The organism is Salibacterium qingdaonense (assembly GCF_900114715.1).
Classification (GTDB): Bacteria; Bacillota; Bacilli; order Bacillales; family Marinococcaceae; genus Salibacterium; species Salibacterium qingdaonense.
In genome coordinates, this window is sequence record NZ_FOTY01000010.1 from 1 (window position 1) to 17,345 (window position 17,345).

At 47.8% G+C, this 17,345-nt stretch carries 18 protein-coding genes; 1 reads left to right on the forward strand and 17 read right to left on the reverse strand.

The genetic code is table 11. The features are described from left to right. Window positions 1-168: 168 nt before the first annotated feature. Window positions 169-1,035 carry a YitT family protein gene (locus BM058_RS09355; RefSeq protein ID WP_090926776.1) on the forward strand — a complete coding sequence of 289 codons (867 nt, stop codon included), beginning with the start codon at window positions 169-171 and terminating at the stop codon, window positions 1,033-1,035. A 376-nt stretch (window positions 1,036-1,411) separates the two neighbouring features. On the opposite strand, the gene BM058_RS09360 is transcribed toward BM058_RS09355, so the two are convergent. From BM058_RS09360 to trpE, 17 genes are all read right to left on the reverse strand, one after another. Beyond that, window positions 1,412-2,092, reverse strand: coding sequence for a zinc metallopeptidase (locus BM058_RS09360; protein ID WP_177195499.1), 681 nt, complete (start codon window positions 2,090-2,092; stop codon window positions 1,412-1,414). Window positions 2,093-2,190: 98 nt separating this feature from the next. Beyond that, window positions 2,191-2,997 carry a sporulation protein YpjB gene (locus tag BM058_RS09365; protein WP_177195500.1) on the reverse strand — a complete coding sequence of 269 codons (807 nt, stop codon included), beginning with the start codon at window positions 2,995-2,997 and terminating at the stop codon, window positions 2,191-2,193. Between the two features lie 117 nt (window positions 2,998-3,114). Then, window positions 3,115-3,705, reverse strand: a complete 591-nt coding sequence (gene lhaT / locus BM058_RS09370; RefSeq protein ID WP_090926778.1) for a lipoprotein heptaprenylglyceryl N-acetyltransferase LhaT — start codon at window positions 3,703-3,705, stop codon at window positions 3,115-3,117. A 77-nt stretch (window positions 3,706-3,782) separates the two neighbouring features. Next, the gene (locus BM058_RS09375) at window positions 3,783-4,682 is read right to left on the reverse strand and encodes a menaquinol-cytochrome c reductase cytochrome b/c subunit (protein ID WP_090926779.1); all 900 of its coding nucleotides are present in this window, start codon (window positions 4,680-4,682) and stop codon (window positions 3,783-3,785) included. 48 nt (window positions 4,683-4,730) lie between these two features. Next, the gene (gene qcrB / locus BM058_RS09380) at window positions 4,731-5,405 is read right to left on the reverse strand and encodes a menaquinol-cytochrome c reductase cytochrome b subunit (RefSeq protein ID WP_090926780.1); all 675 of its coding nucleotides are present in this window, start codon (window positions 5,403-5,405) and stop codon (window positions 4,731-4,733) included. Window positions 5,406-5,419: 14 nt separating this feature from the next. Next, window positions 5,420-5,962 (reverse strand): QcrA and Rieske domain-containing protein, encoded by a 543-nt coding sequence (locus tag BM058_RS09385; protein ID WP_090926781.1) that lies wholly within the window; start codon window positions 5,960-5,962, stop codon window positions 5,420-5,422. Between the two features lie 94 nt (window positions 5,963-6,056). Beyond that, entirely contained in the window at window positions 6,057-6,530 is a 474-nt protein-coding gene (locus tag BM058_RS09390) for a YpiF family protein (protein WP_090926782.1), read from the reverse strand. A gap of 87 nt (window positions 6,531-6,617) precedes the next feature. Continuing rightward, window positions 6,618-7,886, reverse strand: a complete 1,269-nt coding sequence (locus BM058_RS09395; RefSeq protein WP_143083007.1) for a tetratricopeptide repeat protein — start codon at window positions 7,884-7,886, stop codon at window positions 6,618-6,620. 19 nt (window positions 7,887-7,905) lie between these two features. After that, window positions 7,906-8,781, reverse strand: a complete 876-nt coding sequence (locus tag BM058_RS09400; protein WP_090926784.1) for a hypothetical protein — start codon at window positions 8,779-8,781, stop codon at window positions 7,906-7,908. Between the two features lie 278 nt (window positions 8,782-9,059). Then, window positions 9,060-10,160 carry a prephenate dehydrogenase gene (locus tag BM058_RS09405; RefSeq protein ID WP_090926785.1) on the reverse strand — a complete coding sequence of 367 codons (1,101 nt, stop codon included), beginning with the start codon at window positions 10,158-10,160 and terminating at the stop codon, window positions 9,060-9,062. Window positions 10,161-10,245: 85 nt separating this feature from the next. Continuing rightward, window positions 10,246-11,352 carry a histidinol-phosphate transaminase gene (gene hisC, locus BM058_RS09410; protein WP_090926786.1) on the reverse strand — a complete coding sequence of 369 codons (1,107 nt, stop codon included), beginning with the start codon at window positions 11,350-11,352 and terminating at the stop codon, window positions 10,246-10,248. 47 nt (window positions 11,353-11,399) lie between these two features. Continuing rightward, window positions 11,400-12,209: a tryptophan synthase subunit alpha gene (gene trpA / locus BM058_RS09415; protein ID WP_245736918.1), complete on the reverse strand. Its 810-nt coding sequence runs from the start codon at window positions 12,207-12,209 to the stop codon at window positions 11,400-11,402. Continuing rightward, entirely contained in the window at window positions 12,206-13,402 is a 1,197-nt protein-coding gene (trpB, locus tag BM058_RS09420) for a tryptophan synthase subunit beta (RefSeq protein ID WP_090926787.1), read from the reverse strand. Before trpB ends, trpA begins: the two co-directional genes overlap by 4 nt. Then, window positions 13,380-14,036, reverse strand: coding sequence for a phosphoribosylanthranilate isomerase (locus BM058_RS09425; RefSeq protein WP_090926788.1), 657 nt, complete (start codon window positions 14,034-14,036; stop codon window positions 13,380-13,382). The genes trpB and BM058_RS09425 overlap by 23 nt, the downstream gene beginning before the upstream one ends. Window position 14,037: 1 nt before the next feature. Continuing rightward, window positions 14,038-14,793 (reverse strand): indole-3-glycerol phosphate synthase TrpC, encoded by a 756-nt coding sequence (gene trpC / locus BM058_RS09430; RefSeq protein WP_090926789.1) that lies wholly within the window; start codon window positions 14,791-14,793, stop codon window positions 14,038-14,040. Next, entirely contained in the window at window positions 14,786-15,811 is a 1,026-nt protein-coding gene (gene trpD / locus BM058_RS09435) for an anthranilate phosphoribosyltransferase (RefSeq protein WP_090926790.1), read from the reverse strand. The genes trpC and trpD overlap by 8 nt, the downstream gene beginning before the upstream one ends. After that, window positions 15,804-17,318, reverse strand: a complete 1,515-nt coding sequence (gene trpE, locus BM058_RS09440; RefSeq protein WP_090926791.1) for an anthranilate synthase component I — start codon at window positions 17,316-17,318, stop codon at window positions 15,804-15,806. The genes trpD and trpE overlap by 8 nt, the downstream gene beginning before the upstream one ends. Between the last annotated feature and the right edge of the window lie 27 nt (window positions 17,319-17,345).

The following is a 17,345-nucleotide window of genomic DNA, read 5'->3' on the forward strand; positions in this document are numbered from 1 at the left end:
ATTTGCTTCCTAGGCATACATCGATGATAGAGGACCTTCTCTTTTTTTGCCAATCATCAGTCTTCGTCGTTACCGAGAACTATTTTACACATACGCACCTTGTGCCGTGCTGTTCTATTCATTATAATATACTGGGTTCAAATGTCCGGCAGAAAAAGGAGTAATTCCATGACACAGCATATCAAAAACATCGTTTTTATCGTTCTCGGCTCCGCTGTAATGGCTTTCGGACTCGTATATTTTAATATGCAGAATAATCTGGCAGATGGGGGATTCACCGGTATCACACTGATTCTTTATTCTTTGATGAATATCGATCCAGCCGTGTCCAACATTGTATTGAATCTCCCTTTTTTTCTGATTGGTTGGAGGATCCTTGGAAGAACCGTGTTTATATACACCATCATTGGAACCGTCGGTCTTTCGTTCTTCTTATGGCTGTTTCAGCTGTACCCTCTTCTTGATTTCAGTCTGCAGGAAGACATGACGCTCGCCGCCTTGTTTTCAGGCGTATTCATCGGCAGTGGTCTTGGTTTGGTCTTCCGCTTTGGCGGAACAACCGGCGGGTCGGATATTATCGCCAAACTCGGCGTAAAATACCTCGGCTGGAGCATGGGCCGGACCCTTTTTATGTTTGATGCGGCGGTCATTACTTCTTCTTTGATTTATCTGGACTACAGAGAGGCGATGTACACGCTCGTTGCCGTCTTCACTGCCGCCAAAGTCATTGACTTCATTCAACAGGGGGCCTATGCCGCTAAAGCGGCTTTTATCATTTCCGAGCATCCACAAGTTATCGCGGATTTGATTTTAAAAGAAATGAACCGCGGCGCCACTTTGTTCCAGGGCAGAGGCTCTTTCACCGGCACTGAAAAGGAGGTCCTGTACTGTGTGGTAGCCCGAAACGAACTGGTCCGGTTGAAAAATTTGGTTGAACAGGCCGACCCGGCAGCGTTTGTGACAATTAACGAAGTACAGGATGTTGCGGGAGAAGGGTTCACGCTCGATCAAAACAAAGAACCGATTGACTCATAGATTCGCAGCGCGCAAAAAGAGTCTGGGACAAAACCTCTATAAGATAGAAAAATGCCGAACGATTTTAAAAAATCGTTCGGCATTTTTCGTTGCTGAGACAAACCGCTGCGCCAAAATGCTTCGCTTTTACTCCAGAGCACAAGGGCGACATCGATTCGCTGGCGCTTATCGTGTCTTCTTTGCCGCGGGCACGGCTCAAGCCTCCTCGGAAGAAAATCGCTTCCTGCGGGGTCTTGAGACTCGTGCTGTTCCCGCAGGAGTCGAAGCATTTTGGCTCCGCTACCATTCGACTGTTGAACAACGCCGCAAGACATTCGTGTTGTCCTTCATCTATTTTACTTTTGTCCCAGACTCTTAAGCAATATTTTTATCCTGGTTACTCATCCATGAAGAAATACATGGCGATAAAACGGCCGAGTTCCAAGACTGCTACCAGCGCTGCAGCAACGTAAGTCAATGCCGCGGCATTCAGTACTTTTTTCGTCTCTTTTTCCTCATTACTCCGGATAATACCGGTCGACACAATTTGATCCATCGCCCTGCTGCTTGCGTTAAATTCCACCGGCAGGGTGATGAGCTGGAACAACACAGCCGCCGACATGAACACGATACCAACAAGCACTAAATTGGAAATCGTCAGCAGAACACCGGCAATAATGAAAATGAACGACAAGTTAGAGCCGGTGCTGGCTGCCGGCGCAAGAGCGCTCCGAAATTTCAGGAAAGCGTAGTCCTCTGCATCCTGGATGGCATGTCCGACTTCGTGGGAAGCGACAGCCTGCCCGGCCACGCTCGTCCCGTAATAATTATCTTCAGACAACCGGACCGTCTTCTTTCTCGGATCATAATGGTCGGAGAGCTGCCCTTTCACGGGTTCCACCCCGACGTCGAAAATACCATTTTCGTGCAGGATCTTCCGGGCTACTTCCGCTCCGGTCATGCCGGAGGAGTTGGATATTTTTGAATATTTTTTAAACGCTCTTTTCACTTTAGCCTGAGCCATGAGCGGAATCGCCATGATGATAACAAGGTATACGAGCATTGATATAATACTCATTGCAATCCCTCCACAATTAGTTACTATCCTTATTTTATTTAAAACGTCAAAGAAAGTCAATAAAACCAATTCCGCAGCTTTGACGGTTCTGTGACGCCTTATTTATCCCGCATACGGTCATGCTGTTTTTCCCCTTTATATTTTTTCCATCCGGTATACGTCAACGAAACAAACAGGATGCTCCCTATCGAGAAGATGACCGCCCACAGGGAAGGATCCGCTCCATCCCTCGTATGATTTTCAATTACATCCGTCATAAACCGCTGAAGCGTTTCTATCCGTGGTATCTGCTCATTGTCTTCCCAGTTCAAGCTGTCCAGATAGCGGATATAGGACACAAGCGGCATGTAATCTTCTTCCTTCTCCGATGTATACATGGCAGAACGGATGATTTCAAATCCGGTCTGCCACTCATGGAACCTTTGCTCGGCATCGTTTGTATTTCCCTGCTTCAGGTTTTCTTTTAACGGTTCCAGTCGTTCTGAAAGAGTGCGGGCATATTCTTTCCATATCGGATTGGATGTCGTCACTGCTGCATCCACCGAAAGACGAAATGCCAAAATAATCCGGACACGCTCTGCCTCATCCATATCCGCATCCACAAGTGCCGTACCGGCTCGGTCGAACGCCCGAAGCAGTGCTGTAAGCTGCGTGGTGTCCATGTCATAATCATCAAATGAAACTTCAGGCAGACGCCCGGCAATCCACGAATGGACAGCTTTTGCCTCTTCAAACTCGCCGTTTACAGCCAAATCATGCATGGCGGCTGCTTTATCATCCACCTTCTCAAGCGGTAGCGCGGCATCTGTTTGTGCCTGCAGGTGGTGTGTATGAAAAAACATGAGGATAACAGCTGCGGCGCTGACAATCCAGGCCGCCCGCTTCCCTGGTATGTTGGACGTCATAAAAACCCCCTCCTTCTCATGGTCCATTGTATGACGAAATGGACAAGAGTAGACCGGAGGGGGATTTTTTGACTTTTTGTATCACAAAACGTGTTCTTGTGAGTATTCAGCCGGTTTTTATAGTTTTAAATAATGCCGGCGCTTTACGCTGAACACATATACAACGCTCACAGAGATGACACTCAGCCAGAAAGTGAAATACCCTATATGCATAATATCATCGGATAACACAGAAGAGACCCACGGGTTCATGCCGTACACATAATCAATGATATCATTATGTACCGTCCAGACTGCCGCGGCTGCCAAATGCCAGATCTTTATCCGGTAATAAGGGATAAACAAGAGAGCCTGCACCGCCATGGCCCCGTGGGAAACGATCAACATGTAATGCGACCAGATCAGATCTCCGCCTGCTGCTCCCGCTGCAATGTTCATAACTACCGCCCACGTGCCGTATTTCAGCAGGGTGACAGCGGCCAGTGCTTCAAGAAGTCCGTTGTTCTTTTTGAAAAGAAAAAAAGCAAGAACACCGCAGAAAAAAAGGCTGGCGGTCGGACTATCCGGAACAAAAATCAGGAAAACCGGAGGAGTCTCTACGAGCTGCGGTTTGTACCACCAGTATCCGTAGATGGTTCCAAGCAGATTTACGGTTAATAAAACCGCAAGTACCTGCGGCATACCTAGAATTCGTGGTATCATGCCCATTTTTAAACACCACCATTTTTTATCTCTCGTAAAAAAGGCTGCCCCGGTATACGGGGCAGCCTTAAACAACGAATGTATTATTCGCCTCCGCTGTTTTCACCTTGTGATCCTTCTCCTGAAGACTCTTCTCCGGATGATTCATCACCGGATCCTTCCTGAGAAGATTCCCCGGATCCACTGCCGCCGCTGCCGGGATTTCCACCGGAAGAAATGTATTCAGCAAGCGTCTGAAGGTCTTCATCACTTCCGTCAAACTGGCCGGCCGGCATTTCACCGATACCATTTACAGCGATGTCCTGCACTGTTGCCGCATCATACTGCGTGTTATAAAGGGACGGACCGGCTGATCCAGACCCTTGCAGCTGATCTCCGTGACAGCTGATACAGCCCTGGTCGGAGTATATCTGATACCCTGCAGCTTCCGTATCCACCTGCGACATCGCCTGCTGTTCTTCCTGATCAAGCATTTCCCCCTGATCAGCCGCTGCTTCCCAGTCATGGTGTTCCACTGATTCCCATGTAAGGAAAACAGTGGCCAGCGTACCGAGAATCATTAATCCTGAAGCTATCGGTCTTCTCGAAGCTTTCCGTTCCGGTCCTGTATCCAGCCACGGAGCAAGCAGAAGAGCGCCGAATGCAAGCCCCGGAATAACGACCGCTCCAATTACGGTAAAGTCACCGGCTGCGTATTCATACTTTAACAACTGATATAAAAACAGAAAGTACCAGTCCGGCAGCGGGATATAACCGGAATCAGTCGGGTCGGCAACCCTTTCAAGCGGGGAAGGGTGTGCTACCGTAAGACAAAGATAACCGATCAGAAATACTGCTCCAACCAGCCATTCTTTCAGCAGAAAGTTCGGCCAGAATGCCTCTGTCTTTCCGGGAAATTCCGAATAGTCTTTTGGAATATTCGGCTTACGCCCGGCCGGTATACGTGAATCCCCGACAAATTTCATGCCCTTTCCACGATGCATCGGTTTCCCTCCTTAGATTCTCAAACATATAAGTTCTGCTGCGGGCTTTTACAACGGTCCGGATATTCCCTGTTTCCGGATCATAATAAAGTGTGCCGCCATCAGACCCAGCAGTGCCCCCGGAAGGAAAAACACATGAATCGCGAAAAACCGGGTCAAGGTCTGTGCCCCGATGATTTCCGGATCTCCGGCAAGCAGTGTCTTTGTCAATGTTCCCACTAAAGGAACACTCTCTGCAATCTGCAGTCCTACAACGGTTGCGAAGTAGGCTTTCATATCCCACGGAAGCAGATATCCCGTAAAACCAAGTCCAAGCATAACAAAAAATATGAGAACACCAACTACCCAGTTCAGTTCTCTCGGTTTTTTATACGCTCCTGTAAAAAATACACGCAGAGTATGTAGGAATATCATGACGATAACAAGGCTCGCCCCCCAGTGGTGCATTCCCCTTACAATCGTGCCGAATGCCACGTCCCCTTGAAGGTACTTCACAGATTCGTGAGCGTTGACAATATCAGGAACATAATACATGGTTAAAAACATGCCGGATAAAATCTGAATGACAGTGATAAAAAATGTCAAACCGCCGAAGCAGTAGACAAAGGCTGAGAAATGGTGTGCCGGATTAACGTGTTCAGGCACTTCATGGTCAGCAATATCCCGCCACATCGGAGTAATATCCAGGCGTTCATCCACCCAATCATATACTCGCTGCAACATAAATAATGCCCCTCCTAAACTTGTGGTTCTGCCTTACCGACATAGACAGTTCCTTCACGTACTTCCACTTGGTATTTGTGAAGAGGTTCTGTCGGTGGAGTCCCTTCGATGTTGGTACCATCTTTCTCATAACGTCCTCCGTGGCAGGGGCAGTAGAATTGATTGGGATGGTCGGAACTTGACCCCCAGCTTACTTTACACCCCAAATGCGTACAGGTATTGGAAAGTGCCACAATTTCCTCTCCGCTTTGGTAAATAAATGCAGTCTCTGTCACTTCCGATGTGTTCCAGGCATCTTCCTGCTCGTAGGAAAAATCAAACCGCTGCGGAGTATCTGTCAGCTCCGATACATCGGTTACCGCTTTCATGTCCCCTTCAGACTCAGCCTGTAGAACAGGATCAATGGCAAACCGCGCCATCGGCAGTATGATGCCTGCAGCCATAAAGCCGCCCACACCGGTAAGAGTATAGGTTAAAAACTGCCTTCTTGAAACATTGTGATTCTGTTCATCACTCACCAGTATCCCCCCCTGTTGTATATCCGTCCTCCCGGACATTGTTTACACACACGTTACAAAACTAGGACATACTCATGATAGCCCAGCGGACAACGGCCTGTCAATCTTTTGTAGCACCAATTATGCAGGAATTTCAGCTGTTCCCTTCTTTCTTCCATATGTCCATGATAACAGGAAGAAGCTGTTTGATCTGCTCCGATATTACCTGCTTCTTATAGGAAGCCTCCAGATTTTCAAGTGGAACAAGCGGCATCCAGATCAAAAAGGCATCCAGATCATGTTCAGCTTTCTTCCAGGACGAATCAGCTGTAAGCAGAATAATATGCTTTAGCTTTTCCTTTTTCATGGATTCTATCCATTTATTCAGTTCTTCTGACGAAGGCCTGCTCTCTTCATCTGCTGCCAGGTATGTATAAGACGGGGCAAGCAGAATGCGGCCCCTGAACTGTTTTTCCAGCTCCGCTGTCATAACGGTAATGAATTCGGTCATTGCTGCACTTTGACGAATCCCGTCACCGAATTCGACCGGAAGAAGTGGAAGCAGCACGGTATCAACGTACTGCCTTTCTTTGACAAACGAAGGAATGTCTTCGGTCGACCATCTCATCACGATTCCCCTTTCTGTTCCAAAACATGAGAGACCGCCTCCCTGTTCCAAAGAAGATGGAAAATGACAGGGAGGTCCGGGGACGGTTTACATTCCGCTGTCCTCAAGATCTGTCACCAATTCCTGAATTTCTGTGTTGGCTGGATCCAGTGACAGCACACTGCGGAAATAACGCAATGCTTCCGTTCTGTATCCAAGTTCCAGAAGCAGACGCCCGTAATCTTCCAGAAATGATTCATTCTCCGTGTATTCCTGCTGAATTCCCTGATAGGTTTCCACCGCTTTGTCGAAGTCTTCTGTTTCCCACTGGGCTTTACCGAGGTACCATTCCAGCTTTGGATCATCTTCTTTAATTTCTTTCAAGTAGGAAATCAGGTCAATCATGGACTCATAGTCTTCCTGTGTAAGCCATAATTCAAGCACTGCAAATGCGGCATCTCTGTTAGCGGGGTTAAGGGACAGAGCTTCCCGCAGTCTTTTTTCAGCGGCATCCTGATCATCCAGCGCCATATTCAGTTTCCCTGCTTCAAGAAACAATTGATCATTAAACTCATCGACAGAAAGACCATCTTCTGCTGTCTGTAACGCCTGATCGAAATTTTCCAGTCCTTCGTAAGCCCGTACCAAATAAGGATACAGGGTGACAAATTCCGGATCCATCGCTTTCAGCTCTTCCAGCTGTTTTGACGCGGTCTGATAATCACTTATCTGAAGCGCTGTGTATCCGTAGCCAAACAGCGCCTGCGGCTCCTGCTTTTCTTTTATGCCTTTTTCATAATAAGACATTGCATCTTCAAAAGCCCCCGTTGAGCTGTAGGCTTCAGCGAGCCGCAGATCCAGGCTCCCTTCCGGAAATTCAAAGCCCTGCCGCTCTGCCTGCTTAAGATATGGAATACTTTTTGAAAAATCACCCTGGTCCAGATAATAATCTCCAAGGCCGGCAAGTAATATAGGTTCTTCAGGCGCTTCCTGAAGCGCTGCCTTCAGTTTTGATTCTGCGACCTCATTCAGCCCCTGCAGCTGATATAAATCCGCCAGAAGCATCTGAGCCTGAAGAAAAGCTTCATCTTTCCTGTCAACTTCCAGAAGCCATTCAATGGCTTCATCTTCCTTATCCATGTCTATTGCTGTCTCCGCCGCAGTGGTCAACAGCTCTCCTTCATCAGGATAATTCTGAATAAGCTCCTGAATGAGCGGTTCGGCTTTATCGGGTCTTCCCAGTTCATTATAAAGCTGCACAAGATCGTACTTCTGTTGATGATCAGCTTCTTTTTCAAATTCACTAAGAAGTTCCAGTCCTTTTTCGGTGTCACCCTGTTGAATAAACTCCATGATTTGTTCGAGACTATACTTCAATCCACTACCCCTTTGCTCGTTACGCGTAATCAATAGAACGCAGCCGCCCCGGGAAAATTCCAGCGCAGCAGTTTCCGGATGGAGCGGTCGATGTGAAGACACTTCCCGCTTTCAGGACGCGCCCTCTCATGACGACAATATCCGGATTTCTGTCCGAAATCAATGTCTGTTTCCGGGTTCTTCCCGCCTGTTCTGATTTATAGTATAACAGATAATCAGCATCACCTCGAACGACAGAACCCTTTTTCGGGTACAGGCCGCAAAACTGAAGCTCTTTTTTATTCAGCACCGGCCCTGTTTTCAGGGAAAGGACCGGAAATGCAGCAGCCAAACTGTTTTCCCATTCTGTTTTTAAGCGGATCTCTTTCAACGTTTCAGAAGGCGGAAAACGAAATATGAAACTTATGGTCGATGGCCCAACCGCCTGACGGATCCAGTCCCAGGGTACACTTTTGCAGGCTTCATACGAGGAAAATGTGATTTCAATGAGCGGGTATTTGTTTACAATCACCCCCTGAATAAATGAAGAAGTGAGTCTGTTCGAAGGAATGGATGGGACGAGCATATAATCAACCGGTGGTGCCAGCTTACGTTGAATATTTATCCTGTTATCTTCTAATTCACGACGCGATTGGACCGGCATCAAGAGAAGAACTGTCGTGATTCCTCTACAGATAATGTTTGTCCACTTTTTGTCTGCCTCCTTTCCGAAAAAGGAGTACACACTTCCTCCCAGAGCCGTTGCTGCCGGAGTAATAAGAAACTCTCCGGCCTCCATTCTCATCATTCTTTCACGTCGGTTCCGGTAGAGTCCGGTAAATGACTGGTTTTGAACCTTCACATTGCGCTCCTTTTTGCGGCCTGGTTCCTCTGCCGACATAAGCCAGTAGTTCATTCCGCTTCCCCCTCCTTTTATGTGAAGCATTATATGCAGGACAACTTCAGTAAAGAAGGGAATATCCAGAAAGGAGAAACAGCCTCCATACAAAAGACCCGGTAAGTAAACGCTTACATACCGGGTTAACAAAAAGTTATTCCATTTTGAGTATGGATAGGAGTGGAGAGAAACCATACGCTTGCCTTTATTATAACTTTTCTCACCTTTTTGTCAAGCGTACTTCAAAAAGATCTGGAAGGAAACGCCAGTTATACGCTTCCTTCTCTGCAGGTTCTCTAGTTCATAATATATGTTTCATAGAATGCTTGTTCAAGCCGTGTTTTCCCCTCAAGCCTTTCCTGGTCGGAGCGGAAAGTCAGCTGCAGCACCCCCATAATGTCCTCTCTTGTTTCAATGATTCTAATATTAATGATACTGATCCCGCTTTCAGCAAGCATGCCGGTAATGTCAGATATGACGCCGGGATGGTCCGGTACATCCACAAATAGATCATAGTGGGAAGGAAGTACTCCCCGTTCCTTGGCGGGAAGCCCGTCCCGAAACGATTTGGCAGATCCGAAGTATTCAAGAATACCTTCACTGTCTTCTTCTTTAAGCATAGCCTCTACAGATTCCATCTGGGCCTTCCACTGCTTCATAAGATCAAGCATCACCTGTTTATTATGGAGAAGAATATCCCGCCACATGACCGGACTGGCCGAAGCAATCCGTGTAATATCACGAAACCCTCCTGCTGCCATTCTCGTTACCAGGGAGTCGTCTTTATGGGTGTTTTTCACCTGCTGCACAAGACCTGCTGCAATAATATGCGGGAAATGACTGATCAGCCCGGCCAGCTCGTCATGCTGATCTGCTGTCAGCTCCAGAAATTGAGCACGGGTTCCTTTCAGCCAATCCTGCAGCTGCATAATAGTAGAAGCAAGTGTACCCTGGACAGGAGTCAGTACATAAAAAGCATTTTCAAATAAATGTGCTTTAGCAGCCTGGACGCCGCTTTTATGTGATCCTGCCATAGGGTGGCCTCCGACAAACTCAACCCCTTTTTCATGCAGCATGCCGGCTTTTTCCACAATTCTTTTTTTTGTGCTTCCGACATCTGTAATAATGGTCCCCTTACGCAGAGGCATATCGAGAAGCTGTTCTATCATTACTTCCGTTTTTGTTACAGGTACAGCAAGTATAATCAGTTCTGCCTTCCCTGCCGCAGTGGAAATATCAGTCGTATCATCATCAATGACACCCAACGAGCGCGCGAGTCTCAACTGATTCTCGTCTATATCGACTCCGGTAATATGTACATCATGTTCGTTTTTAATGGACAGGGCAATCGAACCGCCTATCAGCCCCATCCCCACTACACAAATGTTCCTTGGCACTGTCTCTCCCTCCTTCGTACCTGGGTGTCTGAATCACTAGACACAAAACAGACGCTCTGCGCACAGGCAGAGCGGCCGTTTAACATTACTGTTCAGACAACGTGCTGTTTTCGCTCAGGCTTTCGTCGAGCGCCTTCAGGAATAATTGATTCTGTTCTTTCGTTCCTGCTGTCACCCTTATGGAATCAGGGAAACCAAGGGATTCACCGGAACGGACGATAAACCCTTTTCTCAGCAGTGAATCAAACATCCTGTTTCCTGGAATGCCCGTATTTATCAGCAGAAAGTTTGTCTGGGACGGAAGATAGGATAGGCCGTGTGATTCGCAGAAACGTTCAAATTCATCCAGTGCTTCCCTGTTTTCTCTCCGGCAGCTTTCTACATATTCCTGATCTTTTAAAGCGGCTGCAGCTGCTTTCTGGGCAATCGTTGTCGTATTAAAAGGAGGCCGGATTGGATCAAGTGCCTGCACGAGTTCCGTTGAACCTGCACCGTACCCGACCCGGAGCGAAGCCAGCCCGTAGGCTTTGGAAAACGTGCGGAGCACCATAAGGTTCGGGTAATCATTCAATAAAGAAAGAGTGTCCGGGTAGTCCGGCGCTGTGACGTATTCGATATAGGCTTCGTCGGAAACGACGAGGACATCAGACGGAACCTGCTCTAAGAAAGATTCAAATTCCTCTTTTGTTGTATACGTACCTGTAGGGTTATTAGGGTTGCACACCCAGATGATGCGGGTGTTTTCATCGACTTGATCGAGCATCGCCGGAAGATCATGATACCCGTTTTTAAGAGGAACTTCTCTTATTTCAGCCCCTTCCACAACAGCATTATGTTTGTACTGTGAAAATGTGGGTGATGCCATTACTGTATTTGTCTCCGGTGTTAAAAGTGCACGGCACAACATCAGAATAACCTCATCGGATCCCGCTCCAAAAACAAGCTGCGACGGATCTATATTCAGGTGCGCAGCTGTTTGCGAGCGGAGTTCTGCCGCGTAGCCGTCCGGATAAATTTCCGGATGACCGGCAGCTTCAGCAGCAGCTTCAGCCGCTGCCGGAGAAGGGCCGTATGGATTTTCATTGGATGCCAGTTTATGCACTTCAGACAGCCCGAGTTCCTGTTTTACTTCTTCCATCGGCTTGCCGGGTTTGTAAGGCTCCATACCGATAATTTGTGTTTTTACCTTCATTGTCATCTGCACCTTTCATCGTTTCACAAAAATCTTCTTTCTCTATCTTACGACGAAATGAGAGAGGACACAAACGATTTTACCGCATCAAGTGCGTTTGATTTTTCTTCCGGATTCTTGAAACGTTCCAAGTTTTCCTCCACTTTTTTCATAATCGCGCTTCCTACAATAACACCGTCACAAACACCATCCAGGCTTTTAACCTGAGCCGGGGTGGATATTCCAAATCCAGCTGCGACCGGAACACTGCTGTTCTTTTTCACTTTTTCAATAAAGGAATAAGCCTCCGGAGGAAAGCTATCTCTCGTCCCTGTCACACCCAGACTCGAAACGCAGTACAAAAACCCTTCTGCTTCTCCGGCGAGTTTTTCAATACGGCCTCCGGATGTCGGAGCAACAAGCGTTATGTTTACCAGTCCGCGTGCCGCAGCCATGTTATGGATATCTCTACTTTCTTCATAAGGAAGATCAGGTATTAAAACACCATCGCCGCCATTTTCTTTTAATTGGTCAAAAAAGTACTTCTCCCCCATCTGCAGTACAGGATTGTAATAAGTAAAAGCAATCACAGGGATGGTCAAACCTCTCTGCCGCATAAACGGAATCAGCTCAACGGCGCGCCGCAGACTCATTTCGTTTTGCAATGCGCGGGAGGCGGACCGCTGCAGAAGTGGTCCGTCAGCGAGCGGATCGGAATACGGGATGCCGAGTTCAAGGATATGTGCGCCCGCTTCCTCAAGCTTCAGAGCTAGATCAATGGTCGTTTCCGGATCAGGGTCGCCCGCCATGATAAAAGGAATGAAAAGCGGGTATTCTGCCTGTTCAGCTGCTTTTTGCACCATGGTTCCTTCCATCATTGTTCCTCCTTTTCCATGAATTTCTTAATGGAATGGACGTCTTTATCGCCTCTGCCGGAAAGACAGATTACAATGGTCTGCTCCTTTGACATTTTTTCTGCCTCCTGAAAAGCAAGGTGCAGAGCATGCGCTGATTCTACGGCGGGAAGAATACCTTCTTTTTTTGTTAAAAGGGTTAATGCATCAAGTGCCTCTTTATCCGTCACTCCTTCATAAGTCACACGTCCTGATTCCGCGAGATGAGCATGCTCGGGGCCTATACCAGGGTAATCAAGACCTGCCGAAATGGAATACGGTTCAATAATCTGACCGTTTTCATCCTGAATCAAGTAAGTGAGCGAACCATGAATAACACCTTTTGTTCCTTTATTGATCGTGGCTGCATGGTTATCGGTGTGCATACCTTCTCCAGCAGCTTCAGCACCATAAAGCTTCACATCGTCATTCAGAAAAGGGTGGAACATTCCGATAGCATTACTGCCCCCGCCTACACAGGCAAAGACAGCGTCCGGAAGGGAGCCTGTTTTCTGCACCGTCTGTTCTCTTGTTTCATCCCCTATCACTCTCTGAAAATCCCGGACCATTCTCGGATAAGGGTGAGGGCCGACAACGGAACCGATGAGATAAAATGTATCTTCCACATTTGCCACCCAGTACCGTATCGCGTCATTAGTGGCATCTTTTAATGTTTTACTGCCGGAGTGCACCGGTACGACTTCAGCTCCAAGCAGCTCCATCCGAAAAACGTTCAGCTCTTGTCTGCGGGTGTCTTCCTCTCCCATAAACACTTTACACTCAAGACCCATAGCAGCGCATACCGTAGCCGTTGCGACGCCGTGCTGTCCGGCACCTGTTTCGGCAACAATTTTTTTCTTTCCCATTCTCCTGGCAAGCAGAGCCTGTCCGATGGCATTGTTCAATTTATGCGCCCCGGTGTGCAGAAGATCTTCGCGTTTCAGATAGACCGAAGCGCCGCCGAGATAATGTGTAATACGTTCAGCGTATGTCAGCGCTGTCGGTCTCCCCGCATATTCACGGAGGGTCTGGTGGTATTCATCAACAAACGCCTGATCCTGCACCGCCTCATCCAACGCTTCTTCCAATTCCTCCAAAGCATACATCAACGTCTCCGGCACAAATTTTCCGCCGAAATTTCCATATCTTCCTTTTTCATCGGGATACATGGTTTTCATTGCTGTTCAACCTCTTTTCCATTTCCATTACAAGGGATTTATCTTTTTTTCCTTCTTTTTCAATGCCGCTTGAGACATCGACACCCCACGGATGAAACGAGACAAGCTCCCCTGCGTTACCGGGATTGACGCCCCCGGCAATCAAAACAGGGATGCCGTGTTCTTTACCAAATGAAACATAGCCGGGAACGTGGGACCAGTCAAACTGCTGTCCGGTACCACCCCTGGCTCCCTTTACTTTGGCATCTACAATAAATCCATCCGCTGCTTCGTACTGCTTCATTTTTTCCAGCGTCTTTGTATCATGAGGTACTGCTTTCCAGATTTCTCTGCCGGTTGTCTTCTTTATATTTTCAAGATCACGGACTGTTTCATCTCCGTGCAGCTGTATAATGTCCGGGTTCACTATTTCCACCGCTCGTTTTATTTCCTCCAGGGGAGCGTTAACAAACAGTACAGCAATTTTCTTCCCCGGAAGCGGACATGTATCGAGCCAGATTTTTACGGTTTCCGGAGAAACGCGCCGGCGGCTCTCAGCCATTACAAACCCCGCATAATCAGCACTCGACTCCGCCACGGTCACCACATCATCCAGAGAGTGCAGGCCGCATAATTTCAGTTTCGGCACCGTCATATCAGGATTCTCCTTTCAACGCTCTCAGGGCTGACTCCACGTCGTCCCGGCGCATCAAAGATTCACCCACGAGCACAGCCTTGGCTCCTGCCTGCTGAACAAAGGCCATATCTTCGGGTGTATGAATCCCGCTTTCGCTTACCAGCAGAGTCTCAGGTGGTATATGGCGGCTTAGTTCGTTCGTAACTTGAAGAGTCGTTTCAAACGTTGTCAGATCTCTGTTATTGATACCGATAAGCATGGGACAAAACAATCCAAGCACTGCATCGAGTTCGGCCAGGGAATGGCATTCGACCAGTACTTCCATTCCTTTTTCCACCGCTGAAAGATATAAGTCATGGAGCTTTTTTGGTTCAAGGGCAGCTGCGATGAGCAGAACGGCATCCGCCCCCATCCGCCTGCTTTCTTCTATCTGGGTTTCTTCTATCATAAAATCTTTGCGCAGGACAGGCAATCCGGTTTTATGTTTCACTTCTGTTAAGTAATCCCGGCTTCCCTGGAAATACGTTTCATCGGTTAACACCGAAAGAGCTGCCGCACCGCCCTTTTCATACTGGCGGGCAATATCTGCGGGATCAAACGGAGAACGGATCAAACCTTTTGACGGAGATGCTTTTTTCACCTCGGCAATGACCTGCACCTCATCTGCTTCTGCTCTCAATGCCTTTGTCAGGGAATACCTTGTAACCGGTGCCTCCTCAGGCATTGTCAGTGTCTTCAATTCTTCTCTTTTAGTCTCAAGAATTCGATCAAGCATGATTTGCATCCACCTCGCTCTGCTGCAGATTGTTCAAGTGCTGCATTACTGTACCGTTATCGATCACTTCTGCAGCAAGGGCAGCCCCTTCTTTAAACGTACGGCAGCGCTCTGATGTATAAAGACCCGCAGCCATATTCATGAGTAGAATGTCTCTGGCTGCCCCCTGTTTCCCGCCATTGAATATAGATTGGATGAGTGCTGCACTTTCTTGTACATCCTGTACCTGTGCGTCTTTAACCGGTGACGTGCGGAGTCCAAAATCTTCAGGACTCACGGTATACTCATTCACTTCACCGTTTCGCAGTTCCGCTACATACGTTATCCCGGCTGTCGTAATTTCATCCATGCCGTCACCACCTGTCACAAAAAGCGCCCGTTCCGCTCCGAGTCTGTTTAATACTTGTGCCATTTTTCTGCCGTAGTCTTTGTTGAACACTCCTATCACCTGCGCGCGCGCCCCGGCCGGGTTTGTGAGAGGGCCCAGGAGGTTGAAAATAGTCCGGAATCCGATTTCTTTTCTCGGGGTCACAGCATGCTTCATCGATGTATGGTATAAAGGAGCAAACAAAAATGCCAGATGGTACCGGCGCAGCGACTCTGCCGCTGTTTCCGGGGTGGTCTGCACAGGAATACCGAGTGCTTCCAGGACGTCGGCGCTGCCGCTTTTTGAGGAAACCGACCGATTTCCGTGCTTAGCTACAGGAACACCCAGCGAAGACAAACCGATAGCGGATGCTGTCGATATATTATAGGTGGAGCTCATATCGCCTCCGGTGCCGCACGTATCTATAACGTATTCTTCATCATGCTTCATCGGTATGACATGGCTCCGCATCGAAGCCGCAAAGCCGGTCATCTCTTCTACCGTTTCCCCGCGGTAACGAAGAACCGTAACGAGGCTTGCGATCTGACTTTCTGTAGCCCGCCCTTCCATAATTTCGTCCATTGTTTCTTCTGCCTGTTTCTCTGAAAGGCTGCCGCCTTCCATACATGTTTCTAATATCTCTTTAAACATGATTAGTGTCCCCCTTTTCCGAAAACACCGCTTCTGCTGCTTCAACTGCCCTCAACAGAGCTGCTGCTTTGTTCTGTGTTTCCTCATATTCTTTTTCAGGTACAGAATCCGCTACAATGCCTGCACCGGCCTGTATCTTTGCTTTGCCGTTTTCAACAACCATTGTGCGGATGGAAATACAGGAATCAATATTGCCGTCATATCCAAGATAACAGACCGCACCGGAGTAAATGCCGCGTCGGTGCGGCTCAAGACTTTTAAGTATTTCCATTGCACGGAATTTCGGAGCTCCCGAAACGGTTCCTGCGGGAAAAGATGCCTGAAGCGCTTCAACAGGGGTTATTTCCTTTTTGAGCTCCCCGGTAACTTTGGAAATGATATGCATAACATGGGAAAACTTACCGACTTCCATTAGTACCGGTGTTTTTACCGATCCGTACTCTGCCACCCTTCCCGCGTCATTTCTGGCGAGATCAACAAGCATGTAATGTTCGGCGCGCTCCTTCTCGTCTTGAAGAAGCTCACGGGTCAGCTCTTCATCCTCTTCCACTGAGCGCCCTCTCTTTCTTGTTCCGGCAATAGGGTGGATTTCAATACGGCGGTCCTGCACCTGTATAAGCCTTTCCGGTGAACTGCCGACCACTTCTTTTTCCCCCAGCTTCAAATAAAACAGATAAGGGGAAGGATTGATCATTCGAAGCGCCCGGTAGATGTCGAAGGCTTCAACGGATACCCTCCGCTCAAAGCGCTGGGACAAAACAGCCTGGAAAATGTCCCCTGCATTTATATACTCCTTGATGCGTTCGACATCCTGTTCGAATTTTTCTTTCGGGTAACACGTGTATACCTTTGAAAAATCAGCTTCCGCGCTTTTCCCAAGGGGTGCCTGGAGATGTCCGGTCGTCCGGGCGCCAGCTGTCAAAACATCCAAAAGCCGTTTCACTCCGGCAGCCGCATGGTCGTATCTTTCAGATAGAGTGATATCCGTATCTTTGTTGTAATGGATAAATGTCAATTCCCTGTTTTCATGATCCATGGCTATAATCGTTTCACAAAACTGCAGGGTTACATGATCTTCTCCGGGAGCGTCTTCTTCCTTTTGAAGATCGGGTTCAAAATCTTCGATACTGTCATACGGAATGACACCAACGGCACCACCCAGAAAAGGAATATCAACTTCCGCCGGGGCAGGAGCAAGATACTGGATTGCTTCATCAAAAAGAACCGAGAGCGACGTGTTTTCCTTCAGGAGCGCTCCTTTTTCATTAACGAACGCATAGTTTCCACCGCGGTCCGTAATGGTAAATTGAGGATGCAGTCCAATAAAAGAATACCTGGACCACAGGGAAGCTTCATCTTTGCTTTCCAGCAGAAAAACCGCTTCTTCCTGAAACTTCTGAAACACTTCTATCGGGGTCAGGGTATCGGTGAAAAATGTACTGACATAGGGGATCATACTGTAAGTTTCTGCTTGTTTACAAAAAGTTGAAAAAGATGTTTCGGACATGTGCTCACCTCTTTACGTACTTGGAAG